Below are 21830 nucleotides of genomic sequence, written 5' to 3' on the forward strand. Positions count from 1 at the left end.
GGCAACCTCCTTTGCTTTCATTCGGGCTTTTCCTTGGTAAGCGTTCTCATTTTGTCTGTCGACAGCTTGGATCAAGCTCTTTCTGCTTGTCACGTTAGCCTCAAAAAGCGGCATTCGCAATATTCCATTTTCGTGTTTATCTGCCGGAAACCGCACGGTTGAGGGATTTGCGCGAGGTTAATCCGGATAAAAAGCCTTCGGTCCTCTAGCGGGACCGGGAATCGCCGCGCACCTGCGCTCCGAGCATAGGCGCCAACCGGCGGGCCAGGTTCTCTCCCATACGGATATGTCCTTCGTCGGCGGGATGGATCAGATCGCAGGACAGACCGCCGGGATCGCCCAGCACCGTATCGCCTTCGATCGGCAGCAGCTTCGCATGTCCTACCCGCCGCGCTTCTTCGCGCAGGATTTCGTTGAATCGGAACTCTTTCGCTGCCGCTTCCGGGAAACCTTCGCCCAGTGTGGCGAAATTCGGATAGATCGTGGTCAGGGCGATCGGACGGAGCGGATGCGCGGCCGAGATCCGCTCCAGGGTATAGCGGACCCGGGTCCGGAAAGTCTCGTCGTCCATGCCGTCTCTCATATTGACGCCCAGCTCCAGGAAAAGGATGTCCCAATCGCGCCGATCCGCGATCCAGTCGATCAATTCGGGCTCGCACAGGCAGGAGCCGCTCATGCCGATATTGTACAGATCGACGCCCAGGCGCCGGGCCGTCTGATCGATATACGCCGAGCGGCTTCCTTCGCCGCCGTGCGTAATCGAAGAGCCGTAGGCGAGCAGGCGCAGCTCCGGCGTCTCGCCCGGCCTCGGCGGCCGGACCTGTTCGCCGAAGGCGTCGAGGCCGCAGAAGACGGCCTCGGCCCGCCCGAAGCGAATGCGCCAGACTTCCGGCGCAAAGCCCGAAGCCGACAGCCTGCGGGCGTCGGCCGTCTTCAGCCGCGGCGGCGCATGCAGCCGCAGCGTGCGGACCGAACCGGCCTGCAGCCGGTGCTCGGAATGGAACATTCCGCCGCAGTACACGGCGACGGTGCCCTCTTGCACCGGCAGGGCCAAGGTCACGTCCACGGTCTGCGAGGACGTGACGAAGCGCAGCTCGCAGCCGGTGGACTCGGCTGCGATAAAGCGCCCGCGAGCGCCGAGACGCTCGCGTACGGAGCGCGGGATGCGGCGGAGGAATACGCCGCCCATAGGAGCGGCCTCGAGCTCGGCCGCCCCGTGGAAAGCGATGCCGCCTCGGACCAAGACGGCATCGGCCGGGCTTCCGGAATCGTCTGCGGATTCCGGCCCTCCGGTCGCTGCGACCGCCGCCGGCTGCGCACCGGACGGCCGGGATTCCGCGACGTGCGGATCTCCATGCGCAGCGCCTGTTCTCCGCGGTTCATTCATTCCGGCGCCCTCCTTTCGCACGGCTGATTGGCGCTTCGGCTGCCGCTTTTGTCTCCGAGGCTTCTTTTTCCGCGCTTCCGTCCCCATGCTTCATCGCTTCAACCAGCAGCAGCAGCGCCATCGACTGGCCGTACGGCATGGGACAAATCGGAATATCGCGGTATTCCTGAAGTGTCCGGCCCATACCGGTTCCGTAGGACACGCCGCGTACAACCCCGTCTTCGTCGATCGAACTCAGAACGTAATTCAGCGCACGCAGCGCGCAGTCGCGGTGTTTGGCGTCCAGGTCGCCCCGTCGGTACGCTTTGAGCATGCCATAGGCAAAAGCAGCCGCGGCCGACGTCTCCGGATACGAATCGGGATCGTCGAGCAGCGTATGCCAAGCGCCTTCGGGCGACTGCAGCTCGATCAGCTTGTCCGCCTGCCTCCGCAGCGAAGACAGGAGGAACAGCCGCACGCCTTCCGGCTGCTCGGCCATGTCCAGATAATCGACCAGCCCCGCCGTGTACCAGGAATTCCCCCGCGCCCACAGCGCCCGTGCGAAATGGTGCCCGCCTTCGAGGAACGTCCACCCGTGGAAGAAAAGCCCCGTCGAAGGGTCCGTCAAATACTTCAGATGGACAAGAAACTGCCGCACGCTTTCCTGGATGCAGGCATCGTTCTTCAGCAGCACGCCCATTCGGGCTACGAACAGCACCGTCATATACAGCGTATCGTCCCAGAGCTGTCCTTCGTTCGCGCTGCCCGTCACCTCGTGCTGGATGCCGCCTTCTTCCGTTCTCGGCATATCGTGCATCACATAATCCAGCCATTCCCGGCACAGATCCAGATAATCCGGACGTCCCGTTTCTTCCGCCAGATACGTCAGCGTCAGCATCGGGCACATCGTGTTGACGTTTTTGTCGGGCAGCCCTTCCTGAATACGCGCGTCAAACCAATTTGTAAGGAAACGCAGCGTTTCCCGATCGCCGGTCTCCCGGTAATAACCGTGCAGCGCGAACAGCCCGACTCCCTGCGGCCATTCCCAGTTCTCCATCGAAATGATGCCGATCGGAGCCGTTTCTTCGATCGATCCCCGCATATTTTTCATCTGCCCGACAACTTTGGCGATCGTTTGTTCAAGTTTCACTTTTGTAAGCGTAGCCATTTTGTCACTCCTTTGAGCTGCCTGGATTCGTTCGGAAAAAGAAACGTCCGAAGCCGCCGGCCGATCCTGCCGATGCCCGTGCAGCGGTCTCCGAAGAAACCCGCTCCTCTTTCGTCCCGTCCTGCCCCGTCAGTGTAGGCGGATGAAAGAGGAAGCGTAAATAGACAAGAATCCTGCTTATCCATGCGAACCCCAAGCTCGCATGAAATCCCCGGCAGGTTCGCGCCCCGCGCGCCCTTCCACTATCCAGGTCCAAACCCTCAGCCCGCTAACGGATTGCATATCCGTTAGCGGGCGATTTTCCGATGGTTTGGAATTCTAACGGATCGTACGGACGCTTAGCCGCCCAAATATGGCTCACAAGGGGCGGAATCCGTTCTTTTTCGCGTCTAAGCGTCGTCTCGTTCCGTTAAAAATATCGAACCGCCGATAGGTGCTTCTAAGCGTCACCTCGATCCGTTAGCGCGCGACGGCGGCGCATTGGATGCAAGTTTCCGCCGCCCGGAAGCAAAACGGAAGGACAACGGGTCGCGTACGGGTGGAAGTTTCCGGCATAATCCTCCCACTCGTACGCTTACCCGCATTAAAAAGACGCAGCCCCCGTCCCACAAGGGACAAGGTCTGCGTCTGGATCGTTTCTTTTGCCGCTACTTCCTTCATTCCTACTTATTCCTTCTCTTGTCCTTCATCTCGTCGCTGCCGCTTCTCCCCTTCATCCTCGGGCTGCAGCGCTTCATCTTCCGCTTCTACCCCGCATACCAGCGTCACTCCGTGTCCGCGCAGAAAGTCGCTCCATTCTTCCGCCGGCGGGCGGTCCGTCACGACGAAGTCGATATCGCCGAAGTCGAACAGCCGGATAAAAGCCAGGCGGTCGAATTTGGAATGATCCGCCAGCAAAACGGTCTTGTTCGCCTGGCGCCGCATCAGCAGCTTCAACTCGCTCTCGGCTTCGTTGGAATCGCAGATGCCGCCGTGCATCGACAGCGCTTTGCAGCCGAGCAGCGTCACGTCCGCGTTATAGCGTTCGATCGTCCGCGCCGCATCCGGGCCGACGAATGAGCTGGTCGAAGCGCCCAGCGTCCCGCCGGTGCCGATCAGCCGATGACCCGACTGCTGGAGCGCGGACAGCGCGACGAGCGAGTTCGTAATCAGCGTCAGCTGCGAACGCCGCTCCGCCAGCATCCGCAGCGTTTCGAAAGCGGTCGAGCTGGTATCCGCCATGATGCTGTCCCCGTCGTGAATCAGATCCAGCGCGTACCCGGCAATCCGGCGTTTGGCTTCCAGATTGAGGTCATGCCGGCTGGCATAGGATTGATCGAGATTGGTCGGGGCGCTCAATACGGCTCCGCCGTAATTTTTCTGCGCGATGCCTTCTTTCTCCAGCTTATCCAGATCGCGGCGCACCGTCTCTTCCGAGACCCCGAATGTTTGCGCCAATGCCGAAACCTGTACCTTTTTGTTGCGGTATAACTCGTTGATAATCCATTCGCGCCGCTGTTCGGCTTTCATCTTGTATCCGCCCCCGTATCCTCGTCTTGCGTTTCCGCTTCGCACCGTTCGCCCTTCCCGCATGCGCAGGCTTGCGGTTTCTTTCTACAAATATATCGACCTTTCTTCGGAATAGGCAAGGAAAAGAGTGCGTCGGCCCGCGCAAAAAATCCCTATCCGCCTTGTGAAGGCGGATAGGGATACAGCGGCCGAAGAAGTTTCGGCTGTTTTTGCTTTTAGATCAAGCCGGACACTTTCAGCAGACGTTCGATGATCGCCGCCGCTTCCGCCCGTGTCATATCGGTTTTTGGAGCCAGCCTGGTGGCCGTTCTGCCCGATACGATCTCGGACTGCAGCACGGCGGCCAGGCTTTCCCGTGCCCAGTTCGAGACTTGATCGGCATCGCGGTAACCGCCGAGCAGATCCGACGGATCCGCAGGGGCAAATTTGCCTTGGAGTCCGGTAATGCTCATTGCTTTGGCCACGATAGCCATCGCTTGTTCGCGGGTAATCCGATCGTTCGGACGGAATGTTCCGTCTTCGAAGCCCTGGATCAATCCGTAAGCGGCAGCTGTACGAACAGCCGAATCCTGCCAATCCGACGGACCCACATCGGAGAAGGAAATACCGCCTTCCTGCTCTTTGAGTCCCAGCGCGCGAACCGCAATCGCGGCAAACTCCGCACGCGTGATCTCGCGGTTCGGACTAAATACGCCTTCTTCCGTTCCGTTGATGATCAGACGCGAACCCATGTCGTTAACCGCTTCTTTGGACCAGTGGTTGGCCACATCCCCGAATTCGACCGGATGCCAGATAATGGAGTAGGCGCTGTTCGTCAGGCTGTTCACGACCGCATAATAAGTTTCGTTCTCACGGGTTACCCGGGTCGGCACATGGCGGATCGTACCATCCGGCCCGACAACGATTCCGGTCGTAATCCGGTTCGGATCGACTCCTGCCGGCAGAACGATCCTGCGTTCCACATAGGCATCGAACGACGTAACGGGAATGGTGCGGTCTTTGAGTACGACATTAACCGAGAAGTCGAGCGGCGTGGAAGCCAGGGTGAATCCGCCGCGCGCCGCGGCTGCATTCACCACATCGATCATGCTGTCGGTAAGCTTGCCCACACGGATCTGCACCGTGACTTCGCCAAGCTGGTTCGACGGTCCGAGCTGATTCAACAAGGAATCGATACGAAGCCGGCTCGCCGGGAGCGTATACGTCGCTTCGTCGGTTCGAAGCTCGATCACCGCCCGTTTCTGCTCCATATCTTTGATCATTTCGCCGTTCAGTTCGCCTACGACGGCGTCCGACGTGCTGCCGAGCAGAGGAATGGTGATGACGGCACCGGCGCCTTCGGCAGCCAGTTTTTGTCCCAGCAGGGTAGGATCCACCGAAATCGTCGTTACGGAGCTGCCGTCAACCGTTTCGGTCTTGGCCGTCCCGATCTTTTCCTGGCGTCCGTTGATCCAGATATCGACGCCCACAGGCTTCGGAGTGACCGGAGTTACGGGAGTGACAGGCGTCGGATTGACAGGTGTTGGGGTGACAGGCGTCGGATTGACGGGTGTCGGGATGACGGGCGTACTGCCGCCTCCGTCGGAAGGTGCGGCCGGAGATACCGGACTGGAAGGGGCGGATCCGTCACTTTTGCCCGCTTCGTTCAACGCTCTTACCGTAAAGGTATAAGCCGTACCGTTCGTCAAGCCGGTTACGGTAATCGGACTGGATGTTCCGGAAGCGACAACTTTGCCTTCCGCGTCCAGCACTTCGTAGCCGGTGATCGGACGGCCTCCGTCGGAGACGGGAGGCGTGAAGGATACGAAAGCCTGGCCGCTGCCGGCTGCTGCCGATACGTTTGTCGGCGCACCCGCTGTCGTAAACGGCGTCGCGCTGCGTTCATTGGAAGCGGCGCTCAGTTCGCCTCCGAATACGGCTTTGACGACGAAGTAATACGGGGTACCGTTCGTCAGACCCGATGCTTCATAACTGTATACAGAGCTGCTGACGGAAGCCGCTTCGGCGCCGTATACGCCCGGCTGCTGCGACACATATACGCGATAACCGTCCGCTCCGCCGACTGTAGTCCACTGCAGGGCAGCTTGGGCATTGCCTGCGGTCACGGTCTGCAAGGCAGGAACTTCAAGCGGCGGGATCACGGTGCTGTCGCTGACGGTAACCGCCAGGGTCTGCGCGGCTCCGGCGCTGAAGCCGAACACCAGGTTCGCCGTACCGACCGGCTGCTGCGCCAGATACGATTTGCCGATCGTCACGGTACTTCCGCTGACCGTGTAATCCGTGCCTTCAACCAGCGGCATACCGCCGTTTGTGATGCCGCTCAAGGTATTGCCTTTGAGCGTCAGCGCTACCGGAATATCGGCTTGGGCCGACGCTTCCTTGTCAAAAGAAGCGGTGGCCGGGCTGATCTCGCTGTCGTTCGGTGCAGGCGGAGTGCTGTCGCTGACGGTAACCGCCAGGGTCTGCGCGGCCCCGGCGCTGAAGCTGAACACCAGGTTCGCCGTACCGACCGGCTGCTGCGCCAGATACGATTTGCCGATCGTCACGGTGCTTCCGCTGACCGTGTAATCCGTGCCTTCAACCAGCGGCGTACCGCCGTTTGTGATACCGCTCAAGGTATTGCCTTTGAGCGTCAGCGCTACCGGAATATCGGCTTGGGCCGACGCTTCCTTGTCAAAAGAAGCGGTGGCCGGGCTGATCTCGCTGTCGTTCGGTGCAGGCGGAGTGCTGTCGCTGACGGTAACCGCCAGGGTCTGCGCGGCTCCGGCGCTGAAGCCGAACACCAGGTTCGCCGTACCGACCGGCTGCTGCGCCAGATACGATTTGCCGATCGTCACGGTACTTCCGCTGACCGTGTAATCCGCGCCTTCAACCAGCGGCGTACCGCCGTTTGTGATACCGCTCAAGGTATTGCCTTTGAGCGTCAGCGCTACCGGAATATCGGCTTGGGCCGACGCTTCCTTGTCAAAAGAAGCGGTGGCCGGGCTGATCTCGCTGTCGTTCGCGCCCAGAACCGCCGACAGCAGAAGCTTGTTGACTCCGGCGACCAGCATTTGATTATTTCGGCTTACAAGGCTATAGGCTTGGGCTCCTTCAGGTACAATCGATGTCGGAGACCAGGTTGCCCCCTGGTCGGAAGAGAAGTTTACAAAAGTATTAAAGTCCGCATCCGTGACAAGCGCATACAAGTTGGGGCCGCTGGCTGCCAGGTTCTTGGCCACCTGGGCGCTGTATCCTCCGATCAAGGAAGGCTGCGACCAAGTCTGCAAATCGGCGGATGTCCGGGAGAACTGCAAATAATTCGTGGTGTCGTAGCCGCTTACGATGTATCGGCTTCCGTCGTACACGATACTTTCGAGCGTATCGGTCGGTTCGGGATAATTTGCGGAACGGTTCACCCAGGTATCTCCGTCCGCCGACGTGAGGAGGACAAGTCCGCTTGTCGCTCCTTGGCCCAAAGCGATAAATTGATTGTTCACATACGTAACGGAGAGCATATATTCGGCGGCGGTTCCGGGGAGCGTCGCCTCGAGCCAGGTGATCCCGTTTGTTGAAGTCTGGAGGATGGCTTTGCTGTTTTCGCTGCCGGAAGCTACGAACTTCCCGTTGCCGTAAGCCAGATCGCTGAAGGATTCGTTCCCCTTCAGGCTTGGGCTCGTATTCCAGGTTATACCGTCCGCCGAAGTTGCGATTCGCGTGACTCCGTGGCTCGGTTCGCTCACTGCCACATACTGTCCGTTTCCATATTGGACGGCTGTATAAGTTCCGGCCGCAGAACCGGATATCGGAAGGTTTGTCCAGGCCGTCAGATCGATAGAGGACCAGATTGTGCCTTCCGCGCCCAATCGGCCGACTGCCACATACTTGGAGCCGTCGTGCAGGACGTCCCTAAACGTTCCTCCCCATTTGTAGGCCCAATTCGAGCCCGTATTCGAGACACTCATCCCTTCATTGCCGAAAAGGAAATACTTTCCGTTCAGTAACACCGCATTTTGGTCAACCAGTTCTCTTTCGTAAGGCTGACGCGTCCAGTTGACGGCATCAGTCGACGTATAGACGTGCCCGTAATAACTGTCTTCGCTGCCGAACAAATAATAACGTGTACCGTCGTAGAATCCTTTTCTCATTTGTATCGAATTATCGGAGAAATTTATTTTGGAAGGCCGGGTGCCGAGCAGGGTGAAATTGGTCAGATTTGTAGAAGTCCAGATGTAACCGTGGATATCGATGAAAAAGTAGCGGTCGTTCATCCACTTGAGGAAGTTGGCGCCGTTTGCACCGGTATTGTCCGGATTTTGCGGAGTTATGCCGGTCCACGAAGATCCGTCCAAGGTGTGATAAACTTTGCCGCTGCTGCCCGAGAAGGCAAGGCGGGTGCCGTTATTGCCTACAGTCACCTGCGTAATGAACTCGCTGCTTCCCAAGCCGGTCGGCACGACGCTGGTCCAGTTCATTCCGTCGGGTGAAGTGACATATTTTCCGAGCGTAGTTGCGTAAAAAGCCGAATTGCCGTTCAGGGTCAAATAGTCCACGTTGGTAATGCTGGAAGTAATCGTCGAACTGCGCTGCGTCCAGGTGTCCCCGTCCGGCGAAGTCAAAATCACGCCGTTCGATCCTCCTGCTACAAACAAGCCGTTGCCGTAAGCCACGCCGCCGAAGCCAAACGAGGAAGGATCGGACACTCCGGTATAATCGATGTCCTTCTGGTCTTTGACCTTCTGCCAAACCTCGGCGTCGCCGGACTTGACGATCGCTCCTTTGGCCCCGACCGCAATGTAGACGTTGTTTCCGTAATCCGCGTCCGACATGGAATCATAAGGCAGATCCTCGAAACTGCGGGTCGTAAACGGGTCGGGAGCCGGGCCTGCGGCATAGGAATAAGGAATACAAACCTGCGCCAGTATCAATACAGCAAGCAAAACGATGCCGATCCTGGATCCTGCTTTCTTTTCGAAGCTTTTTCTCATCTTTGGGTGCCTCCAACGTTCGAATTTGAACTGCGCGGATTGAGGGCTTTTGCTGGAACCGCCGACTTGCTCCCGTTCCCGATTGACCGGCTGCACGACGCACAAGGGAACGCATTCCAATAAGGCTTAGACCGAATATAAATGACAACCATTGGCAATTACGCGCTTCAAAAGACCTAACTTTTAAATTTAAATTTCAAAAAGTCACGTTTTTATTATTTTTATTTCTCTTTTTTCATAATTCTAAAATTCTTTTTCACAAAAAACCATAAAACCACAAATATTAATGAATAAAAACAACAAAACAACAACAAAACCTCGAATTATTGTTGACTTGTTGCGGCTTGGCTTTTAAGATAAAGAAGAATTGATAACGCTTTCCAACCTATGTTTTCGTCGGATCATTACGTTTTGCCGGGGATTGTTCAGGATGCGACCGCATGCCCGAAGCCCCTTCCCATTCACCTATTTTGAGGAGGTACGTTATGTCAGCCACCGTTACCCAAGAGTATCCGAAAATCGGGATTCGCCCTACCATCGACGGCAGAAGACGCGGGGTACGCGAATCGCTGGAAGAACAGACCATGGGCATGGCGCGGCGCACAGCCGCTTTCCTGCAGGAGCATCTGCGCTATCCGGACGGTTCGCCCGTGCAGTGCGTGATTGCGGACACGACGATCGGCGGCGTGGCGGAAGCGTCCGCGGCGGCGTCCAAGTTCAAGCGGGAAAACGTCGGCGTCTCGATCACCGTGACCCCGTGCTGGTGCTACGGCTCCGAGACGATGGACATGGACGCTTCGATTCCGCACGCGGTATGGGGATTTAACGGAACGGAACGGCCCGGTGCGGTTTACCTGGCAGCCGTGCTGTCGGCCTATGCGCAAAAAGGCATTCCGGCGTTCGGCATTTACGGCGAAGACGTACAGGAGTCGGGCAGCGAAGAGATTCCGGCCGACGTGCAGACCAAGCTGCTTCAGTTCGCAAGGTCCGCGCTGGCCGCCGCCATCATCCGGGGCAAAGCGTACCTCTCCATGGGTTCCGTGTCGATGGGTATCGCCGGTTCGATCATCGACGAGAATCTGTTCCAGCATTATCTGGGCATGCGCAACGAATACGTGGACATGTCCGAATTCGTCCGCCGCGTCGAAGAAGAGATCTACGACAAGGACGAATACGCCAAAGCACTGGCCTGGACCAAGCAGAACTGCAAACTGGGTGCCAACAACAATCCCGAACATCTGATCATCAGCGAAGACGAACAGAATCGGCAGTGGGAATTCGTCATCAAAATGACGCTGATCGCGCGCGACCTCATGGTCGGCAATCCGCGGCTGGCGGAACTCGGCTTCGAAGAAGAAGCGGGCGGCCATCACGCGATTGCGGGCGGCTTCCAGGGGCAGCGGCATTGGACGGACCATTTCCCGAACGCCGACTTTATGGAGACGATTCTTAATTCCTCGTTCGACTGGAACGGACGGCGCGCGCCGTACATCGTCGCCACCGAGAACGACAGCCTCAACGGCGTCGTCATGCTGTTCAACCACCTGCTGACAGGCACGGCGCAGATCTTCGCGGACGTACGTACATTCTGGAGTCCGGCGGCGGTGGAACGCGTGACGGGACACAAGCTTGAAGGCGCGGCGCAGGGCGGGCTGCTGCATCTGATCAATTCCGGTTCGGCGGCGCTCGACGGGACCGGCGAGCAGGAGATCGACGGACTGCCCGCGATCAAGCCTTTCTGGGACGTCACGGACGAAGAAGCGGCCAAATGTCTGGACAAGACGCTGTTCCGGCCGGCTTCGCAGGAATATTTCCGCGGCGGCGGCTTTTCGACGGATTACTTGACGCGCGGCGGTATGCCGGTCACGATGGTGCGCCTCAACCTGGTCAAAGGACTGGGCCCCGTGCTTCAGTTGGCGGAAGGCTACACGGTCGATCTTCCGGAAGAGGTGCACCGCACGCTCGACGAACGCACCGACCCGACCTGGCCGACGACCTGGTTCGCGCCGAAGCTGACGGGCAAGGGCTCGTTCTCGAACGTCTACGACGTGATGAACAACTGGGGCGCCAACCACGGCGCGATCAGCTACGGGCATATCGGCGCCGACCTGATCACCCTCGCTTCCATCCTGCGCATTCCGGTCAGCATGCACAACGTGGACGAGAAAGACATCTTCCGTCCACGCGTCTGGTCGCTGTTCGGCACCGAAAATCCGGAAGCGGCCGATTACGCAGCCTGCCGGAACTTCGGACCGCTGTACTGAGGCGTTGACGCCATTTTATCGGAAAGCAGGGCATGCCCATGAAGCCTCGGAAATTCGATTCGGAAATTTTGAACGGGATGGGCCAGAGCCCGCAGGGTGCGGACTCCGGCGAATCTGCCGAACATGCCGGGATTGCCGGAACTGTTGAAAGCTCCTCTGTCAAAAGAGTGCTGGCCGTCGATCTCGGCGCCAGCTCCGGCCGGGTCATGCTCGGCAGCTACGACGGTTCGAAGCTTGAGCTGCGCGAGATTCACCGCTTCGACAATGTGCCGGTCGAAGACGGCGGCGGCTTGTACTGGGACGAGGGCGGGCTGTTCGCCGAGATTCAGGCGGGTATCCGCCTGGCTGCCGCCGAAGGGCAGCCGATCCTCGGCATCGGCGTCGACACCTGGGGGGTCGATTACGGCTGGATCGGCCAAGACGGCGAACTGCTGCGGCCGCCGCACCATTACCGCGACGCGCGTATGGCGCGGCACGCGGCGGAACTGGAGCGCCGCCTGCCGCCGCGCGAACAGTTCGAGCTGACCGGCAATCAGCCGAATCCCATCAATACGGTATACCAGATCTTCGCCGATCTGGAAGAACAGCCCGAACTGCGCGAACAGGCTTCCCGTCTGCTGATGATGCCGGATTTGTTCCATTACCGGCTGTGCGGCGCTGCGGCCGCGGAGCGAAGCATCCTGAGCACCGGCGGCCTGCTTGCGGCCGGCGGCAGCGAACCGTCCGCCGCCGTATTGGAACGGCTGGGTATTCCGGCCGCTCTGCTGGCGCCGGTCGTACCGGCCGGCACGGTGCTCGGCGAACTGCGGCCGGAACTGCAGGCGCAGCTGCGCTGCGGCCCGCTGCGCGTCGTGGCCGGCGCTTCGCACGACACGGCTTCGGCCGTGGCGGCGGTGCCTTACGGCGGGATAGCGGCGGCAGGGTTGTCCGGGGCAGCGGCAAGCGGCGCGGTGAATGGAGCCGCCGGGTGGAGCGGAACGGCGGATATAGCCGGCAGGGCGGAGAACGGCGGGATGGATGGCGCGGCAGAGTCAGCCGACATGGCCGAAAAAGCGAGCGGCGCGCCGGACGAAGCCGTCCGTACACCAGACGGCCGGCCGGCTGATCAAGCGGCCGGCTCCGCCGCCAACGAAGCCGCCTTCGCCGCTTTTATCAGCTGCGGCACCTGGTCGATCGCGGGAATCGAGACCCCGAGGCCGATCTTGTCCGGTGCCGCTTACGAACGCGGCCTGACAAACGAAGTTTGTTACGGCGGCGGCAATCGCCTGCTGAAGAACATCACGGGCTTGTGGCTGCTTCAGGAATGCCGGCGGCATTGGAACGCCGGCGGCGAAGCGCTCAGCCACGGTGATTTGGCGGCGCTGGCCGAAGCCGCGGGACCTGCGGCTTCGCGGATCGATCCCGACGATCCGCGCTTTGCCGCTCCGGGCGACATGCCGGAGCGGGTCCGGCAGTACTGCCGGGAGACCGGGCAGCCGGTCCCCGGCAGCCACGGCGAGCTGGCGCGCGTCGTGCTCGAGAGTCTGGCCGACGCGTACGCCCGCGCGATCGACGAGCTCGAGTCGATCACGGGCCGCGCGATCGCCGCGGTCCATCTCGTCGGAGGCGGCAGCCGCAACCGGCTGCTCTGCCGCCTGACGGCGGAGCGCACCGGCCGCGAAGTCATCGCGGGCCCGGTCGAAGCGAGTGCCGCGGGCAGCGCGCTTGTCCAGCTCGCCGCATTGGGCGAACTGGACTTCGACCGTCGGGCGGAGATTCTCGGGCGCTCGTTTGCGCTCGAACGCTACCTGCCCGACGAACCTGCGAACCGGCAGATCCGTAAGTTCTAACGAATCTTGAGGACGCTAAACAAGCCGAGACGGCCGATTTCTTTTTCTAACGAATCCCGAGAACGCTGTATCCGCTCAATCGACTAATTTCGCCGAAAAAACGCCAAATGGCGATACAGGGATTCGTTACAGGGTCAAAACCCCAATATTCGTTCGAATAGCGTTATGAGGTTTCGTTAGCGTGTCAAGGCCGGCACCAAACGGACGAATCCCTGTTTGCTTTCAATCCGATCCATATCTATGACCCAAAAAGGAGACCCATGCCCATGACCCAGCCCCATTCCATCGCCGATCCGGTCGAACGCGAGCGCCTGCTGCGCCTGCAAATCTGCGATATCGGCCGCAATCTGTTCAACAAAGACTTTATCGCCGCCAACGACGGCAATATTTCCGCCCGCCTCTCGGAGACGGAGATTCTCGCTTCCCCGACCGGCGTCAGCAAAGGCTACCTGGAGCCTTATATGCTGGTCAAAGTCAATCTCGGCGGCGAGATCGTCGAAGCTGCCGAAGGCTATCGGCCGTCCACGGAAGTCAAAATGCATCTGCGCGTCTACCGCGAATGCCCGGACATGCACGGCGTCGTCCATGCCCATCCGCCTTATGCGACCGCGTTCGCGATCAAGGGCGAAGCGCTCGACAAGATGATGATGCCGGAATCCGTGATCGCGATGGGCGACATCCCGCTCGCGGCCTACGGCACGCCGTCGACCGAAGAGATTCCGGATTCGATCATGCCTTTTCTCGGCAAGAAGACGGCCGTCCTGCTCGAAAGCCACGGCGCGCTGACCTGGGGCAAAAGCGTGATGGATGCCTATATGAACATGGAGCGCCTGGAATACACGGCCAAGCTGACTTTCCTTACGCGCATGATCGACGGCGAACGCGAGCTGCCGCAGCACCGGATCGACGAACTGGTCGGGCTGCGTTCGTTCTACGGCTTCTAGCCGGGAAGGAGACGCCTTATGCTGAAAAAGATCCCGAAGATCCTGTCTCCCGACCTCGTCCATGCGCTGATGAAAATGGGCCACGGCGACGAAATCGTGCTGGCCGATGCCAATTTCCCCGGCCACTCGCTGCATGAACGCGTCATTCGCTGCGACGGCCTCGGCATCCCTTCGCTGCTCGACGCGATGCTGGAACTGCTGCCGCTCGATCCGTACGCCGAACATCAGGCGGCGCTGATGAGCGTCGTGTCCGGCGATCCTATCGTGCCGACGGTCTGGGATACGTACCGCGAAGTGATCGCCCGCCACGACGCCTCCGCTCAGATCGCTTTCGAAGAGCGTTTCGCTTTCTACGAACGCGCCCGCGGCGCCTATGCGATCGTCGTAACCGGCGAAGAAGCCCTGTACGGGAATATTCTTTTGAAAAAAGGCGTGATCTAGTTCGCTGCAATTCGAACCTTTTGCAGCGGACCCCGGTCTGGTTCCTGCAATCAAGCCTGTGCAGGCAGCGGACACGCCCGTCTTCTGCGACTCCGCTTCATCGGCAAAAAGCCGGATTTCCCGCCTCGGCATATCGAGGGAGAATCCGGCTTTTTCGTCTGTTCTTTTTCTTTTACATGTCCGTTCTGCTGTGACTCACTCGTTCGCGTGCTGCTTCTTCCGCCTGCTCGTTCACTTCCTGACGCTTCCACTCGCTCACCCTGCGTACCCGTTTCACTGATCGAACCCGATCCACTTGAACTGCCCGTCTTCGTGCTCCAGAATCGTTACGCTCGCGTTCTTGATCTCGATCGTGACGTCGACGCCTTCGCACAGTTGATTGACGATATTGCGGATCGTGTTGCCGTGGGTGACGATCAGAACCTTGGCGTCGCCGGTATAATCGAGATCGATCACCGTCTGCAGCCCGCCGCGGATCCGCGTCCAGAGCTCTTCGAAGTTCTCCGCGTGATGGTACGGATCGGCTTTCTTGGTCATGTCCGCGAATTCGGCGACCGTGACCGTCTGCATCAATTCCGCAAAGCTTACCCCCGCATTGTTCTCGGCGATTTTGCCCAAAGCAACCTTGGAGTATTCGCCTTCGAACCCGCCGAAGAACGTTTCGCGAAAAGCCTTGATCCGGTTGATGACCGGAACGGGATGCCGGCTTTCGTTCAGTATGAGTTCGGCGGTCTCAAGCGTCCGACCCGAATCGCTTGTGTAGACATAAGCGAATTCCGTATCGGCCAACCGCTGTCCGGTAGCCGTGGCGACAACCCTGCCTTCATCGGTCAGCGGACTGTCGGACCAACCCTGCATTTTTCCGTAGCGGTTCAGATACGTTTCCCCGTGCCTGACGAGGTACAAACTGATTTTCGGGCTCATGGACCATCCTCCAGTATCGAATCTTTATTTGACTTTATTCCGCAGACCTGTGCCGGTCGGCTCAGATGTCCGCCGCGCTGAACTTTTCGGCTTTCAGCGGAGCCGCGAAAAATTCATTGGCGACTTTGAAAAATCCCGTAAAATGCGGCGAAGCGTTGTGGCGCTCGATCGCGGCTTCGTCGGCCCAGACTTCAATCATGGTAAACCGGTCGAGCTGGGCAACGTCCTGGGTCAGCGTATAGCGCAGACAGCCGTCTTCGGCCTGGGAACCGGCAACGAGCGGCTGAACGGTCTGCAGAAAAGCGTCCCGCTTTTCCGGCTTGACCTGCATATCGGCATGAATGACAATCATCGTACATCCTCCTCTATGAATAATCTGATTCCGGGAATCCGATTCCGATAGGTCGATCCCGCTCTCTTGTTCCAGCTTACCACAGACAGACCGGGCAAATCACGGCCGGCGTTTATCCGAAAAAGTCGTAGGTCCGCGTCCATTCGCGCTTCCCGCCCGGCGCAAGCTCGATCGCGATAAAGACTTCGGGCGCAACCACATGTCCCGCTCCCCATACTCCAAGCTTGGAAGCGTCGAAGTCTCCGCGTTCGCGCACGCCCGCTCCGCTGGGTTGGTGCAGCAGCTCCCAGTAGGGCGCTTCGCCGACAGTGAATCCGCCGAACAAACTGTAATATTCTCCGCCTGCCAAAGCGTTCCAGGTCATCCGGCCGGCCGAAAGTTCCAGTTTGTCTTCCACGCCGCCGTCGCCGAGCAGGTGCAGTTCCGGTTCGTACGGCAAATTCAGTATATAATCCGGTCCTACCGGATGCCCGCCGATCCCCATGAAATTATGTACGTATTCGCTGGTCGAGAAACTCTTCGTCCCCGTATTGTCCAGCTTGTAACGGATATGCAGGCTGCGGCCGTCAATTTCGACCGTTTTGGCGAGCACGGCCGCATAGCCGTTATGTTCCGGCGCCGTGGAAGTGAAGCGGACCCATGCGGGCCCGATTTCCGTTTGGACTTCGTAGGCTTCGACAGGATACGTTCGGGCAAAATTGTAACTTTCGTCGTCGATTCGCGTCAGCGCGCCGATGCCGAGTTTGACAAAGGAATCGCCGGGTTCCGCTTCTTCATAGCCGATCGCTTTTTCGATGCCGAACTCCCCGGACAGTCCTTCGCCGCCCGTTCCCTGACCCGCGACCAGACTCTCCGGTACGCAAAAGTTCAAACCTGCGCTTTGGAGTCTCACCTGCGTAATCCATCCGGTCCGGTCGAACCGTGTTCCGGTGCAGGTCTCCGGAGCTTTGATCGTGACCGTGAGCTCTTCCCCGGTCAGCGTATATTCGCGTGTTTCGTTCATCTTGAGTTCCTCCTCGATATTCGCGGCCGGTTTCCCGAAGCCGCCGTCCGCCCGTTGTCCCATCATAGCGCGGCCCGGCCAAAAAGGGTACTGCTCCGCCTCCGGTCTAACGCAAAAAGGACAGGCGCGGGCCTATCCTTGTTGTCGGACGGTTGGATCGTTTATCGGTTCCGGCACCCCCGAAGGCACGGTTCAATCCAGGGCCACGCCGTCTTCCATCGCCGCCGAGCAGGCCGCGCTTTCGCGGTCTTCGACGATCGCGAAACCCCAGGCCGGCAGACGCAGCAGTTGGCCGTGCCGGATGTCCCTGCCCGACAGCAGTTCCCGGCCGTCGCGGTATCCGTATTCGAATGCCGCCGGTTCGCCGGAATAATTCAGGAAATAGCGTACGCGGCAGCCGGCTCCGTTCACGCCGGATTTGACGACGAGCGGGAACTTGAGCTTCTGCTCTTCGCCCCATAATCCGGCGTCTCGCAGCACCCGTTCGAACACTTTGAACAGCAGGTCTTCGCCCGGCATGAAACCGATATAAGTCGCCGTGCCTTCGCCGAAGACATTGTGCGTGATTGCCGCGTACTCTTTCCACTCGGGATGATCGTAACGCGCCCATACTTCCGCCGTCGTCGGCGTCAGCAGTTCCATCCAGGTCTCTGCGGGATAACTCTCTTCAACGGTATCAAGCAGATTGCGTGTCAGCCGGACACGCACGTTTTTCGGTTCGGCAAACAGCTGGTAATTCACGCCGCAGGCACGCTCGATTACCCCCGGCTGGGCGCTTGTGCGCACCTGAACGTCGGCGTTCGCGAAGCCGCTTTTGAACGTATAGACCACATGCCCGCCTTTTTCCGTGAACCCGTTCAGCTTCTCCAGCAGCAGGTCCGGTGCGCTGTACAGGGCCGGTACGACGATCAGATCGTATTCCGCCAGCACTTTCGATTCCGTGTCCGGGTGGACGAAGTCGCAGCCGGCATTCAGCTTGTAGAGCGCATCGTAGCAGCGGCGCACGACGTCATTGTAGAGCACGCCGCCCGGCAGCGGGAACCAGTCGATGGCGCTGAGCGATTCGTTGCTGACCAGCATCGCGACCCGGTTGATTTTGCGCAGACCGCTTAGCGATCCGCTCAGACGCGCGAAGTCCGCTCCGATCGTCCGGGCTTCCTCGTACACGGGATTCGGCTGCAGATCGTGGCTGAGCAGTCCTTTCCAATAAGTCTCGAACGAATTGTGGATCGAATGCCAGTGCCAATAGGCGACCATGCCTGCTCCCGAAGCCAGATGGCTGAACGCGAGCAGCCGCAGCTGCCCCGGATACGGCGTCCAGTGCGGGAAAGCCTGCGCCTGCGTCTCCAACACCAGATAAGCCGACTGTTTGAGCGACCTCGCCAGATCGCCGCCGAACGAAATTTCGATGCCGGTCAGCTCGCTCTGCGAAGGATGGTAGATATCCACGCCCGCAATGTCGAACGGCTTTGAAGCTTTGAAATGATCCACGTCCCGCTGCACGCCGTACGAGTGGCCGCGCCAGTCGAAATCGAAGTTGTGCGTGGCGAATTGGCCGGGCTTCTTGTAGGCGTTGACGATGTCGACCTGCCATGCGAGAAACTCGGTCACGAGCTGCCGCTGGAAGCGGGCGAACTCCGCCCCCAGGCTGCCGTTGATCGTACCGAGCACCGAAGGGAAATCTTCCCACGCGTCGATACGGTTGCTCCAATAGTCCAACCCGAAGCGGCGGTTCAGCTCGCCGAGATCGCCGCCGAATTTCTCCCGCATCGCTTTGACGAAGCGCAGCTGCACGTTGGGACCGGCGGTTCCGTAATGCTTCGTCTCGTTGTCGATCTGATAGCCGATCACCGCCGGATGACCGCAGACGCGGCCGATCAATTTGCGAATGATCCGCTCGGCATAGAACAAATAGGCGGGGCTTGCGATGTCCATAATCTGGCGCGCCCCGTATTTCCCCGGACCGCCGCGGGTCTCGGCCAGCACCTCGGGATGTTCGCGCACCATCCAGGCCGGGACGGCATAGGTCGGCGTACCGACGATCACGGAGATGCCCGCCGCATGCATGGCATCCAATACGCGATCCACCGAAGAGAAATTGAATACTCCGTTTTGCGGTTCATGCGTGCTCCAGGTCGATTCCGCGATCCGTACGACGGTAATGCCCGCCTCCTGCATCATCTCGATATCTTTGGCCAGCCGGTCGTCAGGCATATATTCATCGTAATAAGCGACTCCGTAATGCAGACGTTCCATGGGAATCCCACCCTTTCCGCTTGCCGGACTGCAGAGGCAGATAGCGGATGCCGCGTCCCGGTTGTCCGCACTTGGACCTGCCTGGATACGATCCGGGTCCTGCTCCTGTCCGTAACCTTTTCGCGGTCGCCGTCCCCATGTCCTGCAAACGCTCTATTTTTGTCGAAGGGGTCTAAATTACCTGTCGCAGCAGACCGCTGTGCGGGTTTGGGTTTTACTCCCCCTTGACGTTTCCCGGTTCCACATGTTCCGAATTCGCGTTTAAAAAGAAAACCTGCTCAAAAAACGCTGATTCCCGCTCTTTTCGGCCTGCATTTTCTTTTGTAAGCGTTCAACTGGAATTAAGATGGAAAAAGGCTTTTTTTACATTCGCTTAACAAAAGGGCGTTATACTGATAAAGAGCAGCGTGGAAAAAGGTGAAAGCCTTGCAACCCGCGGCCGTTTCGCTGCGTAAACGATTTTGTGCCTGCCGGAACGGCTCCGGCGATCAAGCCGACAAATGACCGGATTTGTACGAACAATCTGCGTGCCGGGCGCCTGCGCCTGCATGCTGTACTTGGAGGAACTTATGGATAATCATACGGCTCACCGGGGAACATCCCCATACTACATCAACCGCGACCTCAGCTGGATCGAATTCAATTACCGGGTTCTCGAAGAAGCCCAGGAACCGGAGACACCGCTTCTGGAACGCGCCAAGTTTCTCGGAATCGTCTCGCGCAATCTGGACGAATTCATGAGCGTCCGGGTAGCCGGCATCCGCAACCAGCTCAAAGCCGGAATCACCAAAAAAGATTTTTCCGGTTACACGCCTCCCGTCCTGTACAAGCGCCTGACCAAAAGGATCGAGAAGATGATAGCGGCGGAGTACCGTACATACCGAGAACTGGTGCGCCTGATGGCCAAAGAAAGCCTGATGCTGAACCGTTATGAAGATCTGAGCACCACCCAGCAAAAAGCGGCGGACGATTACTTCCACGATGTAATCTTCCCCGTTCTGACTCCCATGGCGGTCGACCTCAGCCGGCCTTTCCCGCTGGTGCACAGCCAGAACGTCTATCTGGCGGCGCTGCTTGAACGCGACAATACGCCGGAAGATCTGCCCGACGAAGAACGGTACTATTTTGCGATCGTGCAGGTCCCTTCCATTCTGCCACGACTCGTATCGGTAAGTCAGCGCAGCCACAGCAAGAAACAGAGTTACGTACTGATCGACGAACTGATCTGCCACCATATCCAGACGCTGTTCAGCGGCCACAAAGCGGTTACCGTGCATGCGTTCCGCCTTACCCGCGACGCCGATCTGGAGATCAACGAAGAAGAAGCGGACGACCTGCTCGAAGAAATCGAGAAGAAGCTGCGCAAGCGCCGCCGCGGCGCGCCTGTCCGGCTCGAAGTGCAAAAAGGCTTCCATCCCTACGCACTGCAGCTGCTCCAGGAAGAATTCGAGATCGAAGACGCCGTGTACGAGATCGACGGACCGATCGACCTCGGCTTCATGTCGTCGTTCGCCGGTTCGGTCAAGAATCGCGATGCTCTCCGTTATCCGTCCCGGCTGTCCACCTACCCGCCCGAATTCGGGGACGGCGGCGACACCGACTACTTTAGCGTGCTGAAAGAACGCGATGTCCTGCTGCACCATCCGTTCGAAACGTTCGATGCCGTCAGCGATTTCGTCGAACAGGCCGCGGAAGATCCGAACGTGATGGCGATCAAGATGACGCTGTACCGGGTCAGCAGCAAATCGGCCATTATCCGTTCCCTGGCCGCAGCTGCGGAAGCCGGCAAGCAGGTTACGGTCGTCGTCGAATTGAAAGCCCGGTTCGACGAAGAACGCAATATCAGCTGGGCGCGCACGCTGGAACAGGCCGGCTGCCATGTCGTCTACGGGCTGGTCGGACTCAAGACGCACGCCAAAGCGATCCTCGTCGTCCGGCGCGAAGAAGACGGCCTGCGCCGTTACGTGCACGTAGGCACCGGCAACTACAACGATGCGACGGCCAAGCTCTATACGGACGTCGGCTTGATGACTTCCAATCCTTCGATCGGAGAAGATGCTTCGGAGCTGTTCAATCATATTACCGGCTATTCGAGTCATCCCGACTGGAAAGAGATTTCGGTCGCGCCGGATACCATGATGGGCACCTTCGTCACCAATATCCGCCGCGAAGCCGATCATGCCAAAGACGGCCGCCCGGCTCGCATCATCGCCAAGTTCAACTCGCTGTCCAACCAGCAGATCATCGACGAACTGTACGAAGCGTCCAAAGCCGGCGTCAAAGTCGACTTGATCGTGCGCGGCGTCTGCTGTCTGCGTCCGGCCGTTCCGGGGCTGAGCGAAAATATTACGGTGCGCAGCATCGTGGACCGGTATCTGGAACACTCCCGGATCTATTACTTCGAGAACGGCGGCGATTCCGAGATCTTCCTCTCCAGCGCCGACTGGATGACGCGCAACCTGACCCGCCGCGTGGAATTGATGTGCCCGATTCTCGATCCGGGCTGCAAAGACACGCTGCTGAATATCGTGAAGCTGTACCTCAAAGACAACGTCAAAGCCCGCATCCTGACTTCAAGCGGCGGCTACGAGTCGTTTGACAACGGCGAAGAACCGTTCCGCAGCCAATTCCGTGCGGAAGATCTCCGGTCCTGGAAATCGACGCTCGTCTGACCCCCGATTTTGCGGCAAACGAATCAACAAGAAGCCCGTTCCCCGGTAACCGGGGAACGGGCTTCTTGTCTGAACGTCCGCTTCGCTGCGGACACTCGGGAACGAACCTGTATGACGGTTTATGTCTATTCATGC

13 protein-coding genes are annotated in these 21830 nt (G+C 59.1%); 5 read left to right on the forward strand and 8 right to left on the reverse strand.

Annotated features, from left to right (window positions below; all coding sequences use genetic code 11):
• Positions 1–205: 205 nt before the first annotated feature.
• The 4 genes from HOP44_RS13420 to HOP44_RS13435 all read right to left on the reverse strand — a co-directional run bounded on the left by HOP44_RS13420 (position 206) and on the right by HOP44_RS13435 (position 9010).
• Entirely contained in the window at positions 206–1387 is a 1182-nt protein-coding gene (locus HOP44_RS13420; RefSeq protein ID WP_172254116.1) for an SGNH/GDSL hydrolase family protein, read from the reverse strand.
• Complete coding sequence (bglB, locus tag HOP44_RS13425) at positions 1380–2534, reverse strand: beta-galactosidase BglB (protein WP_172254118.1); 1155 nt, start codon at positions 2532–2534, stop codon at positions 1380–1382. Before bglB ends, HOP44_RS13420 begins: the two co-directional genes overlap by 8 nt.
• A gap of 666 nt (positions 2535–3200) precedes the next feature.
• Complete coding sequence (locus tag HOP44_RS13430) at positions 3201–4043, reverse strand: DeoR/GlpR family DNA-binding transcription regulator (RefSeq protein WP_172254120.1); 843 nt, start codon at positions 4041–4043, stop codon at positions 3201–3203.
• Positions 4044–4258: 215 nt separating this feature from the next.
• Complete coding sequence (locus HOP44_RS13435; protein WP_172254122.1) at positions 4259–9010, reverse strand: X2-like carbohydrate binding domain-containing protein; 4752 nt, start codon at positions 9008–9010, stop codon at positions 4259–4261.
• Positions 9011–9495: 485 nt separating this feature from the next.
• On the opposite strand from HOP44_RS13435, the gene HOP44_RS13440 reads away from it, so the two are divergent.
• The 4 genes from HOP44_RS13440 to fucU all read left to right on the forward strand — a co-directional run bounded on the left by HOP44_RS13440 (position 9496) and on the right by fucU (position 14488).
• The gene (locus tag HOP44_RS13440) at positions 9496–11274 is read left to right on the forward strand and encodes an L-fucose isomerase (protein WP_172254124.1); all 1779 of its coding nucleotides are present in this window, start codon (positions 9496–9498) and stop codon (positions 11272–11274) included.
• Between the two features lie 38 nt (positions 11275–11312).
• Positions 11313–13103, forward strand: coding sequence for a rhamnulokinase (locus HOP44_RS13445; RefSeq protein ID WP_246369783.1), 1791 nt, complete (start codon positions 11313–11315; stop codon positions 13101–13103).
• Positions 13104–13369: 266 nt separating this feature from the next.
• Positions 13370–14047 carry a class II aldolase/adducin family protein gene (locus HOP44_RS13450; RefSeq protein ID WP_172254126.1) on the forward strand — a complete coding sequence of 226 codons (678 nt, stop codon included), beginning with the start codon at positions 13370–13372 and terminating at the stop codon, positions 14045–14047.
• A gap of 18 nt (positions 14048–14065) precedes the next feature.
• Positions 14066–14488: an L-fucose mutarotase gene (gene fucU, locus HOP44_RS13455; RefSeq protein WP_172254128.1), complete on the forward strand. Its 423-nt coding sequence runs from the start codon at positions 14066–14068 to the stop codon at positions 14486–14488.
• A gap of 273 nt (positions 14489–14761) precedes the next feature.
• On the opposite strand, the gene HOP44_RS13460 is transcribed toward fucU, so the two are convergent.
• The 4 genes from HOP44_RS13460 to HOP44_RS13475 all read right to left on the reverse strand — a co-directional run bounded on the left by HOP44_RS13460 (position 14762) and on the right by HOP44_RS13475 (position 19023).
• A complete protein-coding gene (locus tag HOP44_RS13460; RefSeq protein ID WP_172254130.1) occupies positions 14762–15412 on the reverse strand; it encodes a histidine phosphatase family protein in 651 nt (216 codons plus the stop codon).
• A 61-nt stretch (positions 15413–15473) separates the two neighbouring features.
• On the reverse strand, positions 15474–15764 hold the full coding sequence (locus HOP44_RS13465) for a putative quinol monooxygenase (protein WP_172254132.1): 291 nt from the start codon (positions 15762–15764) through the stop codon (positions 15474–15476).
• Positions 15765–15876: 112 nt separating this feature from the next.
• Positions 15877–16767 (reverse strand): hypothetical protein, encoded by an 891-nt coding sequence (locus HOP44_RS13470; RefSeq protein ID WP_172254134.1) that lies wholly within the window; start codon positions 16765–16767, stop codon positions 15877–15879.
• 192 nt (positions 16768–16959) lie between these two features.
• A complete protein-coding gene (locus tag HOP44_RS13475) occupies positions 16960–19023 on the reverse strand; it encodes a beta-galactosidase (RefSeq protein WP_172254136.1) in 2064 nt (687 codons plus the stop codon).
• A 569-nt stretch (positions 19024–19592) separates the two neighbouring features.
• On the opposite strand from HOP44_RS13475, the gene ppk1 reads away from it, so the two are divergent.
• Positions 19593–21695 (forward strand): polyphosphate kinase 1, encoded by a 2103-nt coding sequence (gene ppk1, locus HOP44_RS13480; protein WP_172254138.1) that lies wholly within the window; start codon positions 19593–19595, stop codon positions 21693–21695.
• Positions 21696–21830 lie beyond the last annotated feature (135 nt).

Origin of the sequence: Saccharibacillus deserti (assembly GCF_013618475.1) — a bacterium.
Taxonomy (GTDB): Bacteria; Bacillota; Bacilli; order Paenibacillales; family Paenibacillaceae; genus Saccharibacillus; species Saccharibacillus deserti.

Coding starts and splice junctions, on each gene's coding strand:
- HOP44_RS13465 (WP_172254132.1), bottom strand. CDS start 15,764: ATGATTGTCATTCATGCCGATATGCAGGTCAAGCCGGAAAAGCGGGAC.
- HOP44_RS13435 (WP_172254122.1), bottom strand. CDS start 9,010: ATGAGAAAAAGCTTCGAAAAGAAAGCAGGATCCAGGATCGGCATCGTT.
- HOP44_RS13470 (WP_172254134.1), bottom strand. CDS start 16,767: ATGAACGAAACACGCGAATATACGCTGACCGGGGAAGAGCTCACGGTC.
- HOP44_RS13475 (WP_172254136.1), bottom strand. CDS start 19,023: ATGGAACGTCTGCATTACGGAGTCGCTTATTACGATGAATATATGCCT.
- HOP44_RS13440 (WP_172254124.1), top strand. CDS start 9,496: ATGTCAGCCACCGTTACCCAAGAGTATCCGAAAATCGGGATTCGCCCT.
- HOP44_RS13445 (WP_246369783.1), top strand. CDS start 11,313: ATGAAGCCTCGGAAATTCGATTCGGAAATTTTGAACGGGATGGGCCAG.
- ppk1 (WP_172254138.1), top strand. CDS start 19,593: ATGGATAATCATACGGCTCACCGGGGAACATCCCCATACTACATCAAC.
- HOP44_RS13420 (WP_172254116.1), bottom strand. CDS start 1,387: ATGAATGAACCGCGGAGAACAGGCGCTGCGCATGGAGATCCGCACGTC.
- bglB (WP_172254118.1), bottom strand. CDS start 2,534: ATGGCTACGCTTACAAAAGTGAAACTTGAACAAACGATCGCCAAAGTT.
- HOP44_RS13430 (WP_172254120.1), bottom strand. CDS start 4,043: ATGAAAGCCGAACAGCGGCGCGAATGGATTATCAACGAGTTATACCGC.
- HOP44_RS13450 (WP_172254126.1), top strand. CDS start 13,370: ATGACCCAGCCCCATTCCATCGCCGATCCGGTCGAACGCGAGCGCCTG.
- fucU (WP_172254128.1), top strand. CDS start 14,066: ATGCTGAAAAAGATCCCGAAGATCCTGTCTCCCGACCTCGTCCATGCG.
- HOP44_RS13460 (WP_172254130.1), bottom strand. CDS start 15,412: ATGAGCCCGAAAATCAGTTTGTACCTCGTCAGGCACGGGGAAACGTAT.